This is a genomic window from Streptomyces sp. NBC_00045, from assembly GCF_045041095.1.
GTDB lineage: Bacteria > Actinomycetota > Actinomycetes > Streptomycetales > Streptomycetaceae > Streptomyces.
Genome location: NZ_CP108272.1, coordinates 115,877 through 137,697 on the forward strand (window position 1 = coordinate 115,877; position 21,821 = coordinate 137,697).

Annotated in this window: 2 protein-coding genes; both read right to left on the reverse strand. The window is 75.1% G+C overall.

The features are described 5' to 3' along the window. Window positions 1-154: 154 nt before the first annotated feature. A complete protein-coding gene (locus tag OHA65_RS36640) occupies window positions 155-5,449 on the reverse strand; it encodes a type I polyketide synthase (RefSeq protein ID WP_331736276.1) in 5,295 nt (1,764 codons plus the stop codon). Between the two features lie 7 nt (window positions 5,450-5,456). Beyond that, window positions 5,457-21,812 carry a type I polyketide synthase gene (locus OHA65_RS36645; RefSeq protein ID WP_331736279.1) on the reverse strand — a complete coding sequence of 5,452 codons (16,356 nt, stop codon included), beginning with the start codon at window positions 21,810-21,812 and terminating at the stop codon, window positions 5,457-5,459. Window positions 21,813-21,821 lie beyond the last annotated feature (9 nt).

The following is a 21,821-nucleotide window of genomic DNA, read 5'->3' on the forward strand; positions in this document are numbered from 1 at the left end:
TGGATTCCCGACGGCGCCGCGGACCGGTCCCGCTGGGGCGTCGCTGGTGCCTGGGGCGCGGTGGTGCCTGGCGCTCGCGGTGGTGCCGGTGGGACCCGGAACGCACGCAGGCCCCCGCCACGGTGGGTGGCGGGGGCCTGGAGCGCCGTGCTCGTTACTGGAAGATCTCCTCGCCGTCGAGGATGTCGAACAGTTCCTCGGCCGTGGCGGCGCTCAGGTCGTCCTCGGGGTCCTCGGCGCCGAACAGCAGCTCCCGCAGGTGTGCGGCCAGCTTGACGGGCGACGGGTAGTCGAAGATCAGCGTGGGCGTCAGCCGGCAGCCGGTCAGCGCACCGAGCCTGTTGCGCAGCTCCAGGGCCGTCAGCGAGTCGAAACCGAGGTCCAGGAAGCCGCGGTCCGCCCGTACCGCGTCCTGCCCGGCATGGCCGAGCACGGCGGCGGCGTGCGCGCGCACGACGTCCAGCAGCTCCTGCTCGCGCTCCTTGGCGGGGAGGGCGGACAGGCGCTCGACCAGCGCCGCCGGGTCGGTGCCGCGGTCGGCGGTCCGGGCGGCCGAACGGGTGGGTTGGGGGACCAAGCCCTTCAGGAGGGCCGGGAGGTCGTCCGCGCGGGAGCGGAGCGTAGCCGTGTCCACGCGGAGCGGGACCAGGGCCGGGCGGCCCTTGGCGTGGGCCGAGGTGAAGAGCTCCAGGGCCTCTTCCACTTCGAGGGCCGGGAGGCCGCGCGCCGCCATCAGGCGGATGTCCTCTTCTATGGACTCGGTGAGACCCGTCCTGGCGGCCCACAGCCCGTACGCCAGGGCCTGCGCGGGCAGGCCCTCGGCGTGGCGGTGGGCGGCGAGGGCGTCGAGGAAGGTGTTCGCCGCCGCGTAGTTGGCCTGGCCGGCGGCCAGGGTGAGGCCGCCCGCCGAGGAGATCAGCGTGAACAGGGCCAGCGGCAGCTCGCGGGTCTGCTCGTGCAGGTACCAAGCCGCGTCCGCCTTCGGCGCCAGGACCGCGGACAGGCGGTCGGCGTCCATCGTGGCGATCAGGCCGTTGTCGCCCGTGCCGGCCGCGTGCACCACACCGGTCAGCGGGTGCGCGGTCGGTATCGCGGCGAGCAGGGCCGCGACCGCCTGCGGGTCGGAGACGTCGCAGGCGGTGACGGTGACCTCGGCGCCGAGCTCGGCGAGTTCGGCGGCGAGTTCGGCCGCACCCTCCGCATCGGGGCCGCGCCGGCTGGTCAGGACGAGGTGGCCGGCGCCGTGCTCGGTGACCAGGTGGCGGGCCAGGTGGGCGCCGATGCCGCCCGTGCCGCCCGTGATGAGGACCGTGCCCTCCGGATCCAGGACAGGGAGGTCCGAGCCGGCGTCCGTCACCGGGGTCAGGCGCGGGACCAGGAAGCCTGCCCCGCGTACGGCGCTCTCCGGCTCGCCGGAGACGATGACCGCCTCCACGCCGTCAACGCCGACACCGCCCGCGGGCAGGTCGGTGAGCTGGATGCGGCCCGGGTTCTCGGCCTGCGCGGCGCGCACCAGGCCCCACACCGGGGCCTGCACCACGTCGACGCCCTCGCCGGCGTCGGCGGCCACCGCACCGCGGGTCGCCACGACCAGCGTGGACTGCTCGAACCGCGGGTCGGCCAGCCACTCCTGGACGGCGGTGAGGGTCTGCCCCGCCGCGGAGCGCACCGCGTCCGGGACCGGGCCGCCGGCCTGCGGGACGGGGAAGACCACCGCGCCCGACACGGGGCCCGCGGGCAGCTCGTCCCACAGCTGGAACGCGGCCCCGGAGCCTGCGGGAACGGCGAGCGGACGCCAGCCCATCTCGAACAGGGTGTCCGGCTGCCCGCCGCCGAGCTGCTCCTGCGATACGGGACGGAAGGTCAGCGAGCCGATGGAGGCGACCGGTGCCCCGCTGCGGTCCGCGAGGGCCAGCGACAGGTTGTTCGTCCCGTGCTTGGTGATCCGCACCCGCAGCGAGGTGGCGCCGACCGCGTGCAGGGACACGTCCGACCAGGAGAAGGGCAGCTCCGTCGGCTCCTCGCCGGTGACGCCCTCGCCTACCCCGAGCGCGTGCATCGTGGCGTCGAGGAGCGCCGGGTGGAGGCCGAACAGAGCGGCGTCGTCGTGCGCTTCCTCGGGCAGTTCGATCTCGGCGAACACCGAGTCGCCCTGCCGCCAGGCGGCCTTGAGTCCCTGGAACACCGGGCCGTAGTCGTAGCCCTGCCGGAAGAGGAGCTCGTACGCGTCGCTCACCCGTACCTCGTCGGCGCCGGCCGGCGGCCAGGCGGTGAGGTCGGCGTCGAGGGTGGCGGGCGCGGTGCCGAGCAGGCCCTCCGCGTGCAGCAGCCAGGGGGTGTCGGGCAGGGCGTCCTGGTGGCGCGAGTGGATGCGGATCGTGCGGCGGCCCAGGTCGTCGGGGCCGACGGACACCTGGAGGGAGACGCCCCCGCGCCCGGGCAGGACCAGCGGCGCCTGGAGGACGAGCTCTTCCAGGGCCGGGTAGCCGACCTGCTCGCCCGCGTGCAGGGCGAGTTCGACGAACCCGGTGCCGGGCAGGAGCACGGTGCCCAGGACGTCGTGGTCGGCCAACCAGGTGTGGGTGTCGACGGAGAGGCGGCCGGTGAAGGTCACCCCGTCCGTGTCGGGGGAGGCGACGACCGCGCCGAGCAGCGGGTGGTCGGCGGGGGTCAGGCCGAAGGCGGAGGCGTCGCCGCCGGACTGGTTCTCGATGATCCAGTACCGCTCCCGCTGGAACGGGTAGGTGGGCAGGGCCACGGGCCGGGCCGCGGTGCCCTCGTAGAAGGCCGCCCAGTCGACCCGGGCGCCCGCGGCGTGCAGGTGCGCCAGCGCGGTCAGCAGGCTGCGGGACTCGGGCCGGTTCTTGCGCAGCACCGGCTCGATGACCGCGCCGTCGGCGACCGCGCCGTCGGCGACCGCGCCGTCGGCGACCGCGCCGTCGGTGTCGAGCGTCGTACGGGTCAGCGCGGTCAGGATCGCGTCGGGGCCCAGTTCGACGAAGCGGGTGACGCCCTTGGCAGCCAGCTGCCGGACGGCGTCGGTGAAGCGAACCGCGTCGCGGACGTGGCGCACCCAGTAGGCGGGCGAGGACAGGTCGGCGTCCGTGGCGAGGCGGCCGGTCACGTTGGAGACGATGGGGATCAGCGCCGGCTGGTACGCCACGCTCTGCGCGACCAGGTGGAACTCGGCCAGGGCCGGCTCGACCAGCGGCGAGTGGAAGGCGTGCGAGACCCGCAGCCGGGTGGTCCTGCGGCCACGGCCGCCGAACTCCCCGGTGATCGCCTCGACGGCGTCCTCGCTGCCGGAGACCACGATGGAGCGCGGACTGTTGATGGCGGCGATGCCGACGGCGTCGGTGAGGTACGGAAGGACCTCCTCCTCCGTCGCCTCGATCGCCGCCATGGCGCCGCCGGCGGGCAGCGCCTGCATCAGGCGGCCTCGGGCGGTGACCAGGCGGGCCGCGTCGGGCAGGGAGAGCACCCCGGCCACGTGGGCCGCGGTGATCTCGCCGATGGAGTGCCCGGCCAGGAAGTCCGGCCGGACGCCCCAGGACTCGACGAGCCGGAACAGGGCCGTCTCGATCGCGAAGAGCGCGGGCTGGGTGTAGGCGGTGCTGTTCAGCAGCTCCTCGTCCTCGCCCCAGATCACCTCGTACAGCGGGGTGTCCAGGTACGTGTCGACCGCCGCGGCGACCTCGTCGAGGGCGTGGGCGAACACCGGGAACGCGGCGTGCAGTTCGCGGCCCATGCCCAGGCGCTGCGCACCCTGGCCGGTGAACAGGAACGCCGTCCTGCCGTCCTGGACCTGGCCCTCCACCACACCGGCGTCGGCGGCCGCGCCCTCGGCGAGGGCGGACAGGCCGGAGAGCAGTTCCTCGCGGTCCGCGCCGACGACGACCGCCCGGTGTTCGTGCGGGGTCCGGGTGGTCGCGGTCGAGTAGCCGAGATCGGTGAGGGCGAGCTCCTCGTCCGCTTCGAGGCGGGCGTGGAGCTGCGCGGCCTGGTCGGTCAGGGCCTGCGCGGACCGGCCGGACAGGACGACCGGGACCAGCGGCAGTTCACGGGCCCCGCCCTCCGCCCCGGAGGGCTGCTCGGCGGGCGCCTCCTCCAGGATGACGTGGACGTTCGTACCGCTCAGGCCGAACGAGGACACGCCCGCACGGCGCGGACGCTCGCCCGCCGGCCAGTCGACCGCCTCGGTCAGCAGCTTGACGTTGCCCGCCTCCCAGTCGACGTGCGGGGTCGGCTCGTCCAGGTGGAGGACCTTGGGCAGCAGGCCGTGGCGCAGGGCCTGCACCATCTTGATGACGCCGCCGACACCGGCCGCGGCCTGCGTGTGCGCCAGGTTGGACTTCAGCGAGCCCAGGTACAGCGGCTTGTCGCCGTCGGGCCGCCGGCCGTACGTGGCCAGGACGGCCTGCGCCTCGATCGGGTCGCCCAGCGTCGTGCCCGTGCCGTGCGCCTCGACCGCGTCGACGTCGGCGATGGTCAGGCCGGCGTTCTCCAGGGCGCTGCGGATGACGCGTTGCTGGGAGGGGCCGTTGGGGGCCGTCATGGAGCTGGAGGCGCCGTCCTGGTTGACGGCGGAGCCCTTGATGACCGCCAGGACCTCGTGCCCGTTGCGGCGGGCGTCGGAGAGCCGCTCCAGGACGATGACCCCGACGCCCTCCGAGCAGCCGGTGCCGTCGGCATCGGCCGAGAAGGACTTGCAGCGGCCGTCGGCGGCCATGCCGCGCTGGTGGCTGAAGTAGAGGAACATGTCCGGCTCGGTCATCACGGTGACGCCGCCGGCCAGTGCGAGCGTCGACTCGCCCGAGCGCAGCGACTGCGCCGCCAGGTGCATGGCGACCAGGGACGACGAGCACGCGGTGTCGATCGTCAGGGCCGGGCCCTCCAGGCCCAGGCTGAACGCGACGCGGCCGGTGACCAGGCTGCCGTCGCTCGTACCGGGACCGTAGTCGTGGTACATCACGCCGCCGAACACCCCGGTCTTGCTCTTGCGCAGGGTGTGCGGGGCGATGCCCGCGCTCTCGATGGCCTCCCAGGACGTCTCCAGCAGCAGTCGCTGCTGCGGGTCCAGACCCAGGGCCTCGCGCGGGGAGATCCCGAACAGCCCCGCGTCGAAGTCGCCGGCGTCGTAGAGGAAACCGCCCTCACGGGTGATCGTCCTCCCGAGCTTGCCCGGCTCCGGGTCGTAGAGCGCGTCGGTGTTCCAGCCCCGGTCCTCCGGGAACGCGGAGACGCCGTCGCGGCCTTCGGCCACGAGCTGCCACAGGTCGTCGGGGGAGTTGACGCCGCCGGGGTAGCGGCAGGCCATGCCCACGATCGCGATCGGCTCGGAAGCCCGCTCGGCCTCCTCGGCCAGCTCGCCGTTCTCCCGCCGCAGCCGCTCGTTGTCCAGCATGGACTGCCGGAGCGCGGTGACGAGTTGCTCAACTGATGCTTCCACGATGACCTCAGCCCTCGTTCGAATTCGGTTCGGCGGACGCAAGCGCGGCACGCACCAGGTCGTCGATGTTCATGCTCTTGATCTCTTCGCTGCGGTCGGCGGCCTGCGGCGCGGCAGGCCCACCGGACGCCGCCGGTGCGGCCGGCGCCCCCTGCTGCTCCACCGGTCCGGCGAGCCTCAGCAGCGCGTCCAGCAGACCCGCCTCGCGCAGTGCGGCGACCGGGATCGAGGCGAGCGCCTCGCGGATCGTGTTCTCGTCCTGGGCCGACGCCGCCGGCTCGGGCTCCGCGGCGTCCTCGATGGCCGGGAGGATCTCTTCGAGGAGGAACTCCGCCATCACGACGGGGCTCGGGTAGTCGAACATCATGGTCGCCGGCAGGCGCATTCCGGTCGCGGTCTGGAGCCGGTTGCGCAGGTCGATCGCGGCCAGCGAGTCGAGCCCCAGGTCCGTGAAGCCCTTGTTGACGTCGATGGTGTCCGGGTCGCTGTGGCTGACAGCCGCGACCTGGGCCCGGATCAGGTCCAGGACCGCCGGCTCCCGGTCGGCGGGCCGCATCCGGGCCAGCCGCTCCTCCAGCGACAGCGAGCCGGCCGCCGCCGCGGCCGCGGCCGCCACGGCCGGGGCCCGCACGTCCTGGCGCTGCTGCGCCGCCGGCTCGGCCTTCAGCACGTCCCGCAGGAGTACCGGGGCCTGGCCGGGCGCCGCACCGCGCGCCGCGTTGTCGACACGGATCGGGGCGATCATCACCTCGTCGAGGGTCATCGCCTCGTCGAAGAGCTCCAGCCCCTCCGCGGTCGGCAGCGCCGGCAGGCCCAGCGACTTCATCCGGCCGAGGTCGGAGTCGGTGACGCCGCCGCCCAGTCCGGTCTTCGTCTCCCACAGGCCGAACGCCAGCGAGGTGGCGGGCAGGCCGAGCGAGCGGCGGTGCGCGGAGAGCCCGTCCAGGAACCGGTTGGCCGCCGCGTAGTTGCCTTGCCCGGCGCCGACGACGAGTCCGGCGCAGGAGGAGAAGAGGACGAAGGCCGACAGGTCCATGCCGAGCGTCGCCTCGTGCAGGTGCCACGCCGCGTCCGCCTTCGGCCGCAGTACGGCGTCGACCTGCTGCGCCGTCAGCTGCGCGGTCAGCGCGTTGTCCATCAGGGCCGCCGCGTGCACCACCGCGGTCAGCGGCTGCTCGGCGGACACGCCGGCCAGCAGCGCGTCCACGGCGCTGCGGTCCGACACGTCGCAGGCGACGACCGAAACCTCCGCCCCGAGACCGGCCAGCTCGGCGCTCAGTTCCCGCGCGCCGGGCGCGTCCGGGCCCCGGCGGCTGGTGAGCAGCAGGTGGCGTACGCCGTGCTCGGCCACCAGGTGGCGGGCGGTGATCGCGCCGAGGCCGCTCGTACCGCCGGTGATCAGTACGGTGCCCTCCGCCGACCAGGGCAGGTCGGAGGCGACCTGGCTGGAGGCGATCCGGGCCAGGCGCGGAACCTTGACCTCGCTGCCGCGCACCGCCGCTTCCGGCTCGCCGGTCAGGACGATGGCGGGCAGCACCTGGTGGGCGGCGGCCGAGCCGTCGGTGTCCACCAGGAGGAAGCGTCCCGGGTTCTCCTCCTCGGCCGAGCGCAGCAGGCCCCACACGGGCGCCTGGGCCAGGTCGACGGTGTCGGTGTCCTTCGCCTGGACCGCGCCCCGGGTGACCACGGCCAGCCGGGACCGGCCGAAGCGGGGCTCGTCGAGCCAGGCCCGGAGGACGTCGAGGACGGCGCCGGTCACCGACCGGACCGCTCCCGGTACGTCGCCCTCGCCCGCCGGCACGGGCAGCAGGACCACCTCGGGCAGCTCCGCGCCACCGTCCAGGGCCGCGGTGAGCGCCCCCAGGTCGGGGTACGCGGCCAGGCCGTCGCCGAAGGCGTGGTCGGAGCCGCCGAGCACCGCCCAGCGGTCGGCGACCGCCGAGGCGCTGGCGCCGAGCGGCAGCTGGTTCCACACCATGTGGAACATCGAGGTGCGCTCGCCCTGGCCGGCGGCCGCGGCGGCGTTGACGCGGGCCGCCGTGACCGGGCGGACCACCAGGGAGTCGATGGTCGCGACCGGAGTGCCCCGCAGGTCGGACAGTTCGATGCGGACGGCGTCGGAGCCCTGCGACTTGTGCGACTCCACGGCCGTGATCCTGCCCCGGAGCTGCGAGGCACCGGCGGCGTGCAGGGTCACACCGGCCCAGGCGAACGGGAGCTGGGTGCCCCCGACGTCCTGCGGCCGGCGCCCGTCCATGAAGTCCGTCGCGCTGAGCGAGCCGTCGAGGATCGACGGGTGGATCCGGTACTCGGCGCCCACCGCGAGGTCGTCCTCGGGCAGCGACACCTCGACGAAGGTCTCCTTGCCGCGCGTCCAGATCCCGCGCAGGCAGCGGAACATGGGCCCGTATCCGTAGCCCTGGCCGGTGAGGTAGTCGTACACGCCGGAGATGTCGACCTCCTGCGCGCCCTCCGGCGGCCACACCCCGGTCCCGACCCCGAACGACTCGGGAGCCGGCGGGTGCTGGGCCCCGGGAGCGAGGACACCGCTGGCGTGCCGCGTCCACGGCGTGTCCGCCGGGCCGTCGTCGGGACGCGAGTACACGGCGAGCGAGCGGCGGCCGGTGGCGTCGGCCGCGTCGACGGTGACCTGGACGGCCAGGCCGCCGCCGTCCTCGCGCATCGGCATCAGCGCCTCGATGGTGAGCTCGTCGATCACGTCGCAGCCGACCTCCTCACCGGCGCGGATGGCGAGCTCCACGTACCCGGTACCGGGCAGGAGCACGGTTCCGAGGACGTCGTGGTCGGCCAGCCACGCGTGGGTCTTCACCGACAGCCGGCCGGTCAGCACCACGCCCCCGGCCTCCGGCGAGACCACCACCGCGCTCAGCAGCGGGTGCTGCGCCGGCTGCTGGCCCATGCTCGTGACGTCGCCGGCCGGGGCCGCCGCGGGAGCGTCGAGCCAGTACGGCCGGCGCTCGAAGGCGTACGTCGGCAGCTCGACCACCTGCGCGCCGGATCCGGCGTGGAGCGCCGACCAGTCGACGGGCGTGCCGGTGGTGTGGAGGCGGGCCAGCGCCGTCAGGAGGGTGCGCGCCTCGGGGCGGTTCTTGCGTACGGCGGGCTCGACGACCGCGTCGTCGCCGTCGAGGGTGCTCCGGGTGAGGGCGGTCAGGATGGCGTCGGGGCCGAGCTCCAGGAACGTCTGGACGCCCTTCGCGGCCAGGTGCTGGACGGTGTCGGAGAAGCGGACCGCCTCGCGCAGGTGGCGGGTCCAGTAGTCCGGGGTGCCCCAGTCCTCGCTGATCGCGCCGTGCACACCGGCCACGACCGGGATCCTCGGCTCGTGCCGGGTCACGGACTCGGCCACCAGGTGGAACTCGGCGAGCGCCGGGTCCATGAGCGGTGAGTGGAAGGCGTGCGAGACGCGCAGCCGGGTCGTCTTGCGGCCCTGCTCCGTGAACGCGGCCCGGATCGCCTCGACGGCGTCCTCGGTGCCGGACACCACGATGGAGCGCGGGCTGTTGATCGCGGCGATGCCGGCCTCGTCCGAGAGGAACGGCAGCACCTCCGGCTCCGTGGCTTCGATCGCGGCCATCGCGCCGCCGGCGGGCAGCGCCTGCATGAGGCGACCGCGGGCGGTGACCAGGCGGGCCGCGTCCTCCAGGGACAGGACCCCGGAGGCGTGTGCGGCCGTGATCTCACCGATGGAGTGGCCGGCCAGGAAGTCCGGCCGGACGCCCCAGGACTCGACGAGCCGGAACAGCGCGGTCTCGATGGCGAACAGGGCGGGCTGGGTGTAGGCCGTGCTGTTCAGCAGCGCCTCGTCCTCGCCCCAGATCACCTCGTACAGCGGGGTGTCGAGGTACGGGTCGACCGCGGCGGCAACCGCGTCGAGGGCCTCCGCGAACACGGGGAACGCGGCGTGCAGTTCACGGCCCATGCCCAGGCGCTGCGCGCCCTGGCCCGTGAACAGGAACGCGGTGGCACCGTCCACGCGACCGCCGGTGACGACGTCCGCGGACTCCGTCCCCCCGGCCAGCTTCGCCAGCTCCCGGATCGCCGCCGCACGGTCGTCGGCGAGGACGACCGCACGGTGGTCCAGCGCCGCCCGGGACGCCACCAGCGAGTACCCGACGTCGGTCAGGGACTGCTCGGGGTGGGCCTCCAGGTGGGCGCGCAGCGCCTCGGCCTGCCGGGGCAGTGCCTTCGCGTTCTTCGCCGACACCGTCAGGGCGGTCGGCGCGGCGGCCGCCGCGGGCGGTGTGACCGGCTCCGCTGCGGGCTCCGCTGCGGGCTCCGCCGCGGTCTGCGGAGCCTCTTCGAGGATGACGTGCGCGTTCGTACCGCTGAGGCCGAACGAGGAGACACCCGCGCGGCGCGGGCGCCCGCCCGCCGGCCACTCGACCGGCTCGGTCAGCAGCCGTACGTTGCCCTCGGTCCAGTCGACCTGCGGCGACGGCTCGTCCACGTGCAGCGTCTTCGGCAGGACGCCGTGGCGCAGCGCCTCCACCATCTTGATCACACCGCTGACACCGGCCGCCGCCTGCGCGTGGCCGATGTTCGACTTGATCGAGCCGAGCCACAGCGGCTTGTCCTCGTCGCGGCCCTGACCGTAGGTGGCCAGCAGGGCCTGCGCCTCGATCGGGTCGCCGAGACGGGTGCCCGTGCCGTGGCCCTCGACGGCGTCCACATCGGCCGTCGTGAGCCCGGCCGCGGCCAGCGCCTGCTGGATGACCCGCTGCTGGGAAGGCCCGTTGGGGGCGGTGAGGCCGTTGGACGCGCCGTCCTGGTTGATGGCGCTGCCCCGGATCACGGCGAGCACGGGGTGGCCGAGCCGCTCCGCATCGGAGAGCCGCTCGACGAGCAGCAGACCGATGCCCTCCGCCCAGCCGGTGCCGTCGGCGGCCCCGGCGAAGGCCTTGGACCGGCCGTCGGCGGCGAGGCCGCGCTGCTGGCTGAAGTCGACGAACAGGTCCGGCGTCGGCATGACGGTCACACCGCCGGCCAGCGCCATCGTGATCTCACCGGAGCGCAGCGCCTGGCAGGCCATGTGCAGGCTGACCAGGGACGAGGAGCAGGCGGTGTCGACCGTGACGGCCGGGCCCTCCAGACCGAGGGTGTACGCGACGCGGCCCGAGGCGATCGAGCCCGCGCTGCCGTTGCCGAGGTATCCCGCGAGGTCCTCGGGGACGTCCGTGAGCCGGCTGCCGTACTCGTGGTACATGATGCCCGCGTACACGCCGGTCCGGCTGCCGCGCAGAGTCTGCGGGTCGATCCCGGCCCGCTCGAACGTCTCCCACGCGGCCTCCAGCAGCAGGCGCTGCTGCGGGTCCATCGCGAGCGCCTCGCGCGGCATGATCCCGAAGAACTCCGCGTCGAACTCGGCGGCGTCGTACAGGAAGCCGCCGTCCTTGGCGTACGTCTTGCCGGGCGTACCGGGCTCGGGGTCGTAGATGGCGTCGGCGTCCCAGCCGCGGTCGGTCGGGAACGCCCCGACGGCGTCGCGGCCCTCCGCGACCAGCTGCCACAGGTCCTCGGCGGACCGTACGCCGCCCGGGAAGCGGCAGCTGATCGACACGATGGCGATCGGGTCCGTGTCGGCGGGAGCGGAGGCCCCGGCGCGGGGCGCGGCGGCAGCGGCCGGTGCCGCCTGGCCGGCGGTGGCCGACAGCTTGTCCAGCACGAAGCCCGCGACCGCCCGGGAGTTGGGGTAGTCGAAGACCAGCGTGGCCGGCAGCCGCAGACCGGTCGCGGCCTGGAGCAGGTTGCGCAGTTCGACGGCGGCCAGCGAGTCGAAGCCCTGCTCGCGGAAGGCGGTCTCCGGTCCGATCGCGTCCGGGGACGGGTGGCCGAGCACCGCCGCCACCTGCGTGCGGACGAGTTCGAGCACGATCCGGTCGCGCTCCTGGGCGGAGGCCCCGGCGAGGCGGCGCTCCAGCTCGGAGGTCTCGGAAGCCTGCGCCTGTACGGTCCGGCGGACCGGTCCGCGCACCTTGCCGCGCAGCAGCGCGGGCAGGTCCTCGCCACGGGCGGCGAGCGCCGCGGCGTCCGTCTTCAGCGGCAGGACCACGGCGTCGTCCCCGGCGACCGCGGCGTCGAAGAGGGCGAGCCCCTCCGCGACGGTCAGCGCCGGCAGTCCCAGCCGCTTCATCCGCTCCAGGTCGGCGTCGGTGAGGTCACCGCCGAGACCGGTGCTGATGCCCCACATGCCGAACGCGGGTGCCGTGGCCGGCAGGCCCTGGGCCCGGCGGTGCGTGGCGAGGGCGTCCAGGAACGAGTTGGCCGCCGCGTAGTCGGCCTGGCCGGCGGCCAGTACGGAGCCGCCCGCGGAGGAGAAGAGGACGAACGCCGACAGTCCGGCGTCCCGGGTCAGCTCGTGCAGGTTCCACGCGCCGTCGGTCTTCGGCCGCAGTACGGAGTCGAAGCCCTCCGAGGTCAGCGAGCCGACGAGCCCGCCGCCCGCGACGGCCGCCGCGTGCACCACCCCGCTCAGCGGGTGGTCCGCGTCGATGCCGGCCAGGACGCCGGCGAGCGACTCCCGGTCCGTCACGTCGCAGGCCGCCACGGAGGCGTGGGCGCCCAGCTCGGCGAGCTCGGCGACGATCGCCCCGGCGTTCGGCGCGTCCGGGCCGCGGCGGCTGGTCAGCAGCAGGTGCCGCACCCCGTGCTCGGCGACCAGGTGGCGGGCCACCAGTGCGCCGAGGCCGCTGGTACCGCCGGTGACCAGCACGGTCCCGGTCGCACTCCACGGGGAGGCGGGCGCGGGGGAGGCGATCCGGGTCAGGCGCGGGACGCGCACCTCGCCGGAGCGCACGGCCGTCTCGGGCTCGCCGGAGGCCACCGCGGCCGCCACGTCGGCGTCCGGATCGGCGGCGTCGGCGGACACGTCGACCAGCACGAACCGGCCGGGGTTCTCCGCCTCGGCGGCCCGGACCAGGCCCCATACGGCGGCCTGCGCCGGATCGGCGTCCTCGCCGGCCAGGACGGCGACACCGCCGCGGGTGACCACCGCGAGGCGGGCGGATCCGGACTCCGGATCGACCAGCCAGCCCTGGACCTTCGCGAGCACCTCGGGCACCACCGCACGCACCCGGGCCGCGGCGTCGTCGCCGGCCGGGACGGGGGCGAACCACACGGCGGCTTCGGCCGCTTCGGCTCCGCTCGGAGCCGTACGCAACCACTCGACGCGGTGCAGGGAGGCGGACGCGTCACCGGATGCCGCCGCGAGCTGCGCCTCGGAGACCGGACGCGACACCAGCGACTCCACGGTCGCCACGGGTGCACCCGTCTCGTCGGCGACCATGATCGCCGACACCTCGTCGCCACGGACGCGGCGGATGTGCACCCGCAGCACGGACGTACCGGCCGCGTGCAGGGTGACCCCGTTCCAGGAGAACGGAAGCAGCGTGGCCCCCTCGGCGGCGCCGTTGCCGCCGAGCAGGTCCGCGTGCATCGCGGCGTCGAGGAGGGCCGGGTGCAGACCGAACTGCGCGGCGTCGGCGTGCGCCGACTCGGGCAGCGCCACCTCGGCGAACACGTCGTCGCCCCGGATCCAGGCGGCCTTCAGGCCCTGGAACACCGGGCCGTACGCGTACCCGCGCTCCAGCAGCCGGTCGTACGCGCCGTTGACGTCGAGCGCGGTCGCACCGGCCGGCGGCCACTGGGACAGGTCGAACGCGGGAGCCGGCGCACCCGGGACCACCGTGCCGTACGCGTGGCGGGTCCACGGGGCGTCCGGGGCGGAGCCGCGGGAGTGGACGGAGACCGACCGGGCGCCGGAGGCGTCCGGGGTACCGACCCGCACCTGGAGGGCCACGCCACCGCGGGCGGGCACGATCAGCGGTGCTTCGAGGAGCAGCTCCTCGATCCGGTCGCAGCCGACCTGGTCGCCGGCGCGGACGGCCAGCTCTACGAAGCCGGTGCCCGGCAGCAGGATCGAGCCGAGGACGTCGTGGTCGGCCAGCCAGGGCTGGGTGTCGACCGACAGGCGCCCGGTCAGGACGACTTCGCCGGAGTCGGCGGCGGCGATCGCGGCGCTGAGCAGCGGGTGCCCGACGGATTCGAGACCGGCGGAGCCGAGCCCGGCACCGCCGCCGGCCGCCGCGCCCTCCAGCCAGTACCGCTGGTGCTGGAAGGCGTACGTCGGCAGATCGGACCAGCGGTCCTCGGCGGCCCGGTAGAAGGCCGCCCAGTCGATCGGCGTACCGGTGGTGTGCAGCTGCGCGACGGCGGTCAGGAGCGTCTGCGCCTCGGGGCGGTTCTTGCGCAGCACCGGCTCGACGACCGGCGCCTCGGTGTCACCTTCGGCGTCGAGAGCGGCGTCGAGGGTGGTCCGGGTGAGGGCGGTGAGGATGGCGTCGGGGCCGAGCTCCAGGAACCGGGTGACGCCCTTGGCGGCGAGGTGTTGGAGGGTGTCGGAGAAGCGGACGGCTTCGCGCAGGTGGCGGGTCCAGTACTCCGGGGTGCCCCAGTCCTCGCTGATCTCGCCGTGGACGCCGGCCACGACCGGGATCCGGGCGGGTGCGTAGGTCACGGATTCGGCGACGGCGCGGAACTCGGCGAGTGCCGGGTCCATGAGCGGTGAGTGGAAGGCGTGCGAAACCCGCAGCCGGGTCGTCTTGCGGCCCTGCTCCGTGAACGCGGCCCGGATCGCCTCGACGGCGTCCTCGGTGCCGGACACCACGATGGAGCGCGGGCTGTTGATCGCGGCGATGCCGACGGAGTCGGTGAGGTGCGGGAGGACCTCCTCCTCGGTGGCCTCGATCGCCGCCATCGCGCCGCCCGCGGGCAGCGCCTGCATCAGACGACCGCGCGCCGTGACCAGACGGGCCGCGTCCTCCAGCGACAGGACCCCGGCCACGTGCGCGGCCGTGATCTCACCGATGGAGTGCCCGGCCAGGAAGTCCGGCCGCACACCCCAGGACTCCACCAGCCGGAACAGGGCCGTCTCGATCGCGAACAGGGCGGGCTGCGTGAACGCGGTGTTGTTCAGCAGGGCCTCGTCCTCGCCCCACATCACCTCGTAGAGGGGGGTGTCCAGGTGTGTGTCCAACGCCGCGACCACGGCGTCGAGGGCGGCGGCGAACACGGGGAACGCGGCGTGCAGTTCACGGCCCATGCCCAGACGCTGCGCGCCCTGGCCCGTGAACAGGAAGGCCGACTTGCCCTCCCGTACCTGACCCTGCACCACGCCCGGGGCCGTGGCCCCCTCGGCGAGGGCCGTCAGGCCGGCAAGGAGCTCCTCGCGGGTCTCACCCACGACGACGGCCCGCTCGCCCAGCCGGGCGCGCCGCGTGGCCAGCGCCCGGCCCGTCACGGCGAGGTCCGCCTCGTCCAAGGTCTCCAGGTGCGCGACCAGTCGCGCCGCCTGCGCCCGTACGGCCTGCGCCGTCCGCCCGGACACCACCCACGGGACCGGTCCGGCGGCGGCCTCGGGGGCCTCTCCGGAAGCCTCGGCCGGGGCCGCCACCGGCGGCTCTTCGAGGATGAGGTGGGCGTTCGTACCGCTGATGCCGAAGGACGAGATGCCCGCGCGGCGCGGGCGCCCGCCCGCGGGCCACTCGACCGCGTCGGTCAGCAGCTCCACCGCGCCCGCGTCCCAGGCGACCTGGGGGGAGGCCTCGTCGGCGTGCAGGGTCTTCGGCAGGACGCCGTGCTCCATGGCCTGGAGCATCTTGATGACGCCCGCGACACCGGCGGCGGCCTGCGTGTGGCCGATGTTGGACTTGATCGAGCCGAGCAGCAGCGGCCGGCCGTCCTGCGGGCGCTCCTGGCCGTACGTGTCGAGCAGGGCCTGCGCCTCGATCGGGTCGCCCAGCGTGGTGCCGGTGCCGTGGCCCTCGACGACGTCGACGTCGGCGGCGCTCAGGCCGCCGTCCTGGAGGGCACGGCGGATGACGCGCTGCTGCGACGGGCCGTTCGGGGCGGTCAGACCGTTGGACGCGCCGTCCGAGTTGACCGCGGAACCGCGCAGGACACCGAGGATGCGGTGGCCGTTGCGTTCGGCGTCGGACTGCCGCTCCAGGAGCACCAGGCCGACGCCCTCGCCCCAGCCGGTGCCGTCGGCGCCGCTGCCGAAGGACTTGCACCGGCCGTCGGCGGCCAGGCCGCCCTGCCGGCTCATGTCGATGAAGGTGTCCGGGGTGGACATGACGGTCACGCCGCCCGCGAGGGCGAGCCCGCAGTCGCCGCGCCGCAGTGCCTGCGCCGCCCAGTGCATGGCGACCAGGGACGAGGAGCACGCCGTGTCCACGGTCACCGCGGGGCCTTCGAGGCCGAGCGCGTACGCGACGCGGCCGGAGACCACGCTCGCGAGGCTGCCGTTGCCGTGGTAGCCGGCGAGCTGCTCGGGCAGCGGGCCCAGGCGCAGACCCCAGTCGTGGTACATCACGCCGGCGAACACGCCGGTGTCGCTGCCGCGCAGGTCGTGCGGGTCGATGCCGGCCCGCTCGAACGTCTCCCAGGAGACTTCGAGGAGCAGCCGCTGCTGCGGGTCCATGGCCTGCGCTTCGCGCGGGCTGATCCCGAAGAACTCGGCGTCGAACTCGGCGGCCTCGTAGAGGAACCCGCCCTTGTCGCTGAGGCTCTTGCCGGGCTTGCCCGGCTCCGGGTCGTGGATGTCGGAGTCCCAGCCGCGGTCGGTCGGGAACGAGCCGACGGCGTCGACGCCGCCCTGGACGAGCTGCCACAGGTCGTCCGGCGTCGAGACGCCGCCCGGGTAGCGGCAGGCCATGCCGACGACCACGATCGGGTCGTCGTCGGCCGGGACGGGTGCGGTGGCGGGCGCCGTGCGGCGGGCCTCCTTGCCCGGGTCGCCCAGCTTGGCCGCCAGGTGGTCGGCGAGCGCGCTCGGCGACGGGTAGTCGAAGATGAGGGTGGCGGCCAGGGGGATGCTGATGGCCGAGCTGAGCCGGTTGCGGAGCTCGACGGCTGCGAGCGAGTCGAAGCCCATCTCGTTGAACGCGCGCGTCGGGTTGATGCGGTCGCCGCTCTCGTGGCCGAGGACGGCCGCGACCTGCGTACGGACGAGGTCCAGCAGGGCCTCGCCGCGCTCGGCGCGGGAGAGGCCGGCCAGCCGGCGGGCCAGGGACTGCTCGACGGGGACGGCGCCGGTGCCCGCACTGCGGCGGGCGGGGCGGACCAGGCCGCGCAGGACGGACGGGACCTCGGCGGCCCGCGCCTGGAGCGTGCGCAGGTTGAACCGGACGGGTACGACGGCGGCTTCGCCGCCGGTCGCGGTGAGCGCGCCGTCGAGCAGCGCGAGGTTCTCTGCGGGGGACAGCACCTGGAGGCCGAGGCGCTCGATGCGGCGCAGGGCGGCCTCGTCGAGCTGTCCGCCCATGCCGCCGACGCCGGTCCACAGACCCCAGGCGAGGGAGGTCGCCGGGAGTCCGGCGGCGCGGCGGGTGGCGGCCAGCGCGTCCAGGAAGACGTTGGCGGCCGCGTAGTTGCCCTGGCCGGCGCCGTCGAGGAGCGTCGCCGTGGACGAGAAGAGGACGAAGGCGGACAGGTCCAGCCCCTGCGTCAGCTCGTGCAGGTTCCACGCCCCGTCGGCCTTGGGCCGCAGGACCGTGTCCAGCCGTCCGGCGTCGAGCGAGCCGACGAGTGCGTCGTCGATGACACCGGCCGCGTGCACGACGGCGGTCAGGGGTCGGTCGGCGGGTATCGCGGCGAGCAATGCGGCCACGGCGTCCCGGTCGGACGCGTCGCACGCGGCGACGGTCACCCGGGCGCCGAGCCCGGTCAGCTCCTCGGCGGTCTCGCGCACGCCGGGGGCGTCCCCGCCGCGGCGGCCGGTCAGCAGCAGGTGGCGTACGCCGTGCTCGGTGACGAGGTGGCGGGCGACGGCGGCGCCGACCCCGCCGGTGCCGCCGGTGATCAGTACGGTGCCCTGCGGGCCCCACGGCGAGGGCTGCGGGTCGGCCGACGGCAGCGTCGCCAGCCGGGACACGTACAGCTCGCCGCCGCGGACGGCCGCCTCGGGCTCGTCGAGGGCCGCGGCGATCCGCAGCAGCTCGTCCGGCTCCAGCGAGCCGTCGGTGTCCAGCAGGGCGAACCGGCCCGGGTTCTCGGCCTGCGCGGAGCGCACCAGGCCCCACACCGGTGCCTGGGACAGGTCGATGTCCTCGCCCGGGGTGACGGCGAGCGCCCCGCGGGTCAGGACGACCAGCCGGCCGGTGGCCGACCGCTCGTCGTCCAGCCACTGCTGGAGCGCGGTCAGGACGTCCCCGGCGACGGCGCGCACCTGCGCGGGTACGTCGCCCGCGGCGCCCCGGAGGGCGTGGTGGGCGACGGCGGCGGGCGCGTCCTCGTGCGGCGCGGGCAGCGGCCGGGAGGTCCAGCGGAGGTGGAACAGCGCGTCGTGGGCCTGCGGGCGCAGCTGCTCGGCGGTGACGGGGCGGACCGTGAACGACTCGACGGAGGCGACGGGCAGGCCGTCGGCTCCCGCCAGGTCGATCGCGACGGAGTCGGCGCCGGTCGCGGTGATCCGGACCCGCAGCGCGGAGGCGCCGGCCGCGGTCAGGGAGACGCCCGACCAGGCGAAGGGCAGCCGCGGGCCGTCGGCGACGGGCTCGGGGGAGGCGAAGTCGGTGGCCTGCAGGACGGCGTCGAGCAGCGCCGGGTGCAGCCCGAACGCGGAGGCCTGGTCCACGACGCAGGCCGGCAGCGCGACCTCGGCGTAGGCGACGCCGTCGCCCTGCCAGACGGCCCTCAGGCCGTGGAACGCGGGGCCGTAGCCGTACCCCTGCTCCGCCATGTCCTCGTAGAGGCGTGCGGTGTCGACGGGCCGGGCGCCGCGCGGCGGCCACACGGTCGTGTCGAACGGCTCGGCGGAGGCGGGGGCGGAGGCCGCAGCGGCGGCCAGCACGCCCGAGGCGTTGCGGGTCCACGGCGCGTCGGCCGGGGCGTCCTCGTCGCGCGAGTAGAAGGCGATCGGGCGGCGGCCGTCGTCGCCGGCGGCCTCGACCACGATCTGGAGCGCCACCCCGCCCGTCGCGGGCAGCAGCAGCGGAGCCTCCATGATCAGCTCGTCGAGGCGCTCGCAGCCGGTCTCCTCGCCCGCACGCAGCGCGAGTTCGACGAACGCCGTACCCGGCAGCAGGGTGCTGCCGGCGATCACGTGGTCGGCCAGCCACTGCTGCGAGCGCGCCGACACCCGCCCGGTCAGCACCGAGGCGCCGGTGTCGGCGAGGGACACGACCGCACCCAGCAGCGGGTGGTCTGCGGCCACCTGCCCGAGCCCGGCGGCGTCGCCGCGGGAGACGGGGGCGGCCAGCCAGTAGCGCTCGCGCTGGAACGCGTACGTCGGCAGCTCGGCGCGGCGGGCGCCGCTGCCGGCGTAGTACGCCTCCCAGTCCACCCGCGCACCGCGGGCGTGCGCGGTGGCCAGGGCGGCCGACAGCTGCCGCAGGTCGTCGTGGCCGCGGCGCAGCGCGGCGACGAACACCGGTGCGCCGCCGAGGGCTTCGAGGCAGTCGCGGCCCAGGCCCGACAGGACGGGGTCGGGGCCGATCTCCAGGAACGTGGTGGCGCCGAGCTCGGCGAGGCGGCGCACCCCGTCGTCGAAGCGGACGGCCTCGCGGACGTGCCGCACCCAGTACTCCGGCGAGCACAGCTCGGCGGCCGTCGCGGCGCGCCCGGTCAGCGTCGACACCAGGGGGATGCGCGGGGCGCGGTAGTCGAGGATCTCGGCGATCCGGCGGAACTCCTCCAGCATCGGCTCCATGAGCGGCGAGTGGAAGGCGTGGCTCACCCGCAGCTGCTTGGTGCGGTGCCCGTCGGCCTCCAGTTGCGCGGCGACCGCGGCGACGGCGTCGGCCTCGCCGGAGATGACCACGGACGCCGGCCCGTTGACCGCGGCGACGGCCACCCGGTCGGCGACGGACGCCAGCAGCGGGGCGACCGTCTCCTCGGAGGCCGTCACCGCCATCATGGCGCCGCCCTTGGGCAGTTCCTGCATGAGGCGGCCGCGCGCGGCGACCAGGGTGGCGGCGTCGTCCAGCGACAGCACGCCCGCGACGTGTGCGGCGGCCAGCTCGCCGATGGAGTGCCCGGCCACGTAGTCGGGGCGCACGCCCCAGGACTCCAGCAGCCGGAAGAGGGCCACCTCGACGGCGAAGAGGGTCGCCTGCGCGTACACCGTCTCGCTCAGCAGGGCGCTGTCGGCGGTGTCCTCGGCGGCGAACAGGATCTCGTGGAGCGGCCGGTCCAGCTGGAGGTCGAGGTAGCCGATCGCCTCGTCCAGGGCGGCGGCGAACACCGGCTGGCTGTCGTACAGGCCGCGGCCCATGGCGGCGCGCTGGCTGCCCTGTCCGGTGAAGAGGAACGCGAGGCGGCCGCCGTCGGCGGTGCCCGGGAAGACGTACGGGGACTCCTGGCCGTCGGCCAGGGCGCGCAGGCCCGCCAGCACCTCGTCGCGGTCCTCGGCGGAGATGACCGCGCGGTGGGCGAGGCGGGCGCGGGTCGTGGCGAGGGAGTAGCCGAGGTCGGCCGCGGCCGGCGCGTCCTCCTCCTCGGCGCGGGCCAGCAGCCGGGCGGCCTGGGCGCGCAGCGCGGTCCCGCTCGCGGCGGAGACCGGCAGCAGCACGGGGGCGGCCGGGGCGTCGGCGGCATCGGCGGGCTCCGTCGGGTCGGCGGCGGGCGCCTCCTCGATGATGACGTGCGCGTTGGTGCCGCTGACACCGAAGGAGGAGACGCCGGCGCGGCGGGGCTCCTCGCCCTTCGGCCAGGCGACGGACTCGGTCAGCAGGCGGACCTCGCCGGCCGACCAGTCGACGTTGGGGGTGGGCTCGTCCACGTGCAGCGTGCGGGGCAGCTCGTCGTGCCGCATCGCCATCAGCATCTTGATGACGCCGGCCGAGCCGGCCGCCGCCTGGGTGTGCCCGATGTTCGACTTGGCGGAGCCCAGCCACACCGGCCGGTCCGCGGGGCGGCCCTTGCCGTACGTGGCGAGCAGCGCCTGCGCCTCGATCGGGTCGCCGAGGGTGGTGCCCGTGCCGTGCGCCTCGACCGCGTCGACCTGCTCGCCGGTCAGCCCGGCGTTGGCGAGGGCCTGCCGGATGACCTGCTGCTGGGCGCGGCCGCTGGGCGCGGTCAGGCCGTTGGAGGCGCCGTCCTGGTTGAGGGCGGAGCCGCGGATGACACCGACCACCGGGTGGCCGTTGCGCTGCGCGTCGGACAGCCGCTCCAGGACGAACACGCCGACGCCTTCGGCGAAGGCGGTGCCGTCGGCGGCGGCCGCGAAGGCCTTGACGGTGCCGTCGGGCGCGAGGCCGCGCTGCCGGCTGAAGGCGGTGAAGGTGCCGGGGCTGCCCATGACGGCCACACCGCCGGCCAGCGCGAGCGTGCACTCGCCGCGCTGCAGCGACTGGACCGCCAGGTGCATGCCGACGAGGGAGCCGGAGCAGGCGGTGTCGACGGTGAGGGCCGGACCTGCGAGCCCGAGGACGTAGGAGACGCGGCCGGAGATGACGCTGGGGGCGTTGCCGCTCAGCAGGTAGCCGTCGAGGCCGTCCGGGGCCTCGTGCAGCCGCATCGCGTACTCCTGCGGCTCGGCGGCGATGAACACGCCCGCCTCGGTGCCGCGCAGCGTGGCGGGGTCGATGCCGGCCCGCTCGACGGCCTCCCACACGGTCTCCAGCACCAGGCGCTGCTGCGGGTCCATCGCGAGGGCCTCGCGCGGGCTGATCCCGAAGAAGTCCGCGTCGAACTCGGCGGCGTCGGGCAGGAACCCGCCGTGGCGCACGTAGGTGGTGCCGGGCGTCGACGGGTCGTCGGAGAACAGGGCCTCCAGGTCCCAGCCGCGGTCGGCGGGGAACTCGTCCCGTACGTGCTCGCCGTTGCTGACCAGGCGCCACAGGTCTTCCGGAGAGGCGACCCCGCCCGGGTAGCGGCAGCCGATGCCGACGATGGCGATGGGCTCGTCCGACACGGCCACCGCGCGCACCGGTGCTTCGGGGCGGTCCGACAGGCCCAGGACCTCGGTGCGCAGGTGGGCGGCGAGTTCGGCCGGGGACGGGTGGTCGAAGGCGACGGTCGGCGGCAGGGCCAGGCCGGTGGCCGTGTTCAGCCGGACCTGGAGCTCCAGCAGGGCGACGGAGTCGAGGCCCTGGTCCTTGAAGGACCGGTCGGGGTCGACCGACACGGGCAGGTCCGCCGGGGCGTCCGGGGCGTCGGCGTACTTCGACCGCAGCACGGCGAGCGCGTGATCGCGTACCAGGTCGAGCAGGACGTGGGTCTGCTCGGCCGTCGGAAGCGCTCCGAGGTCACGCACGAGCGCGGACTCCGTCGCCGCGTCCGCCGCGGTGTGACCGGTCGGCACACCGTCGGTGCCGGAGACAAAGTTTCCGGGCTCAGTCATCTGCACTCC

Coding starts and splice junctions, on each gene's coding strand:
- OHA65_RS36645 (WP_331736279.1), bottom strand. CDS start 21,812: ATGACTGAGCCCGGAAACTTTGTCTCCGGCACCGACGGTGTGCCGACC.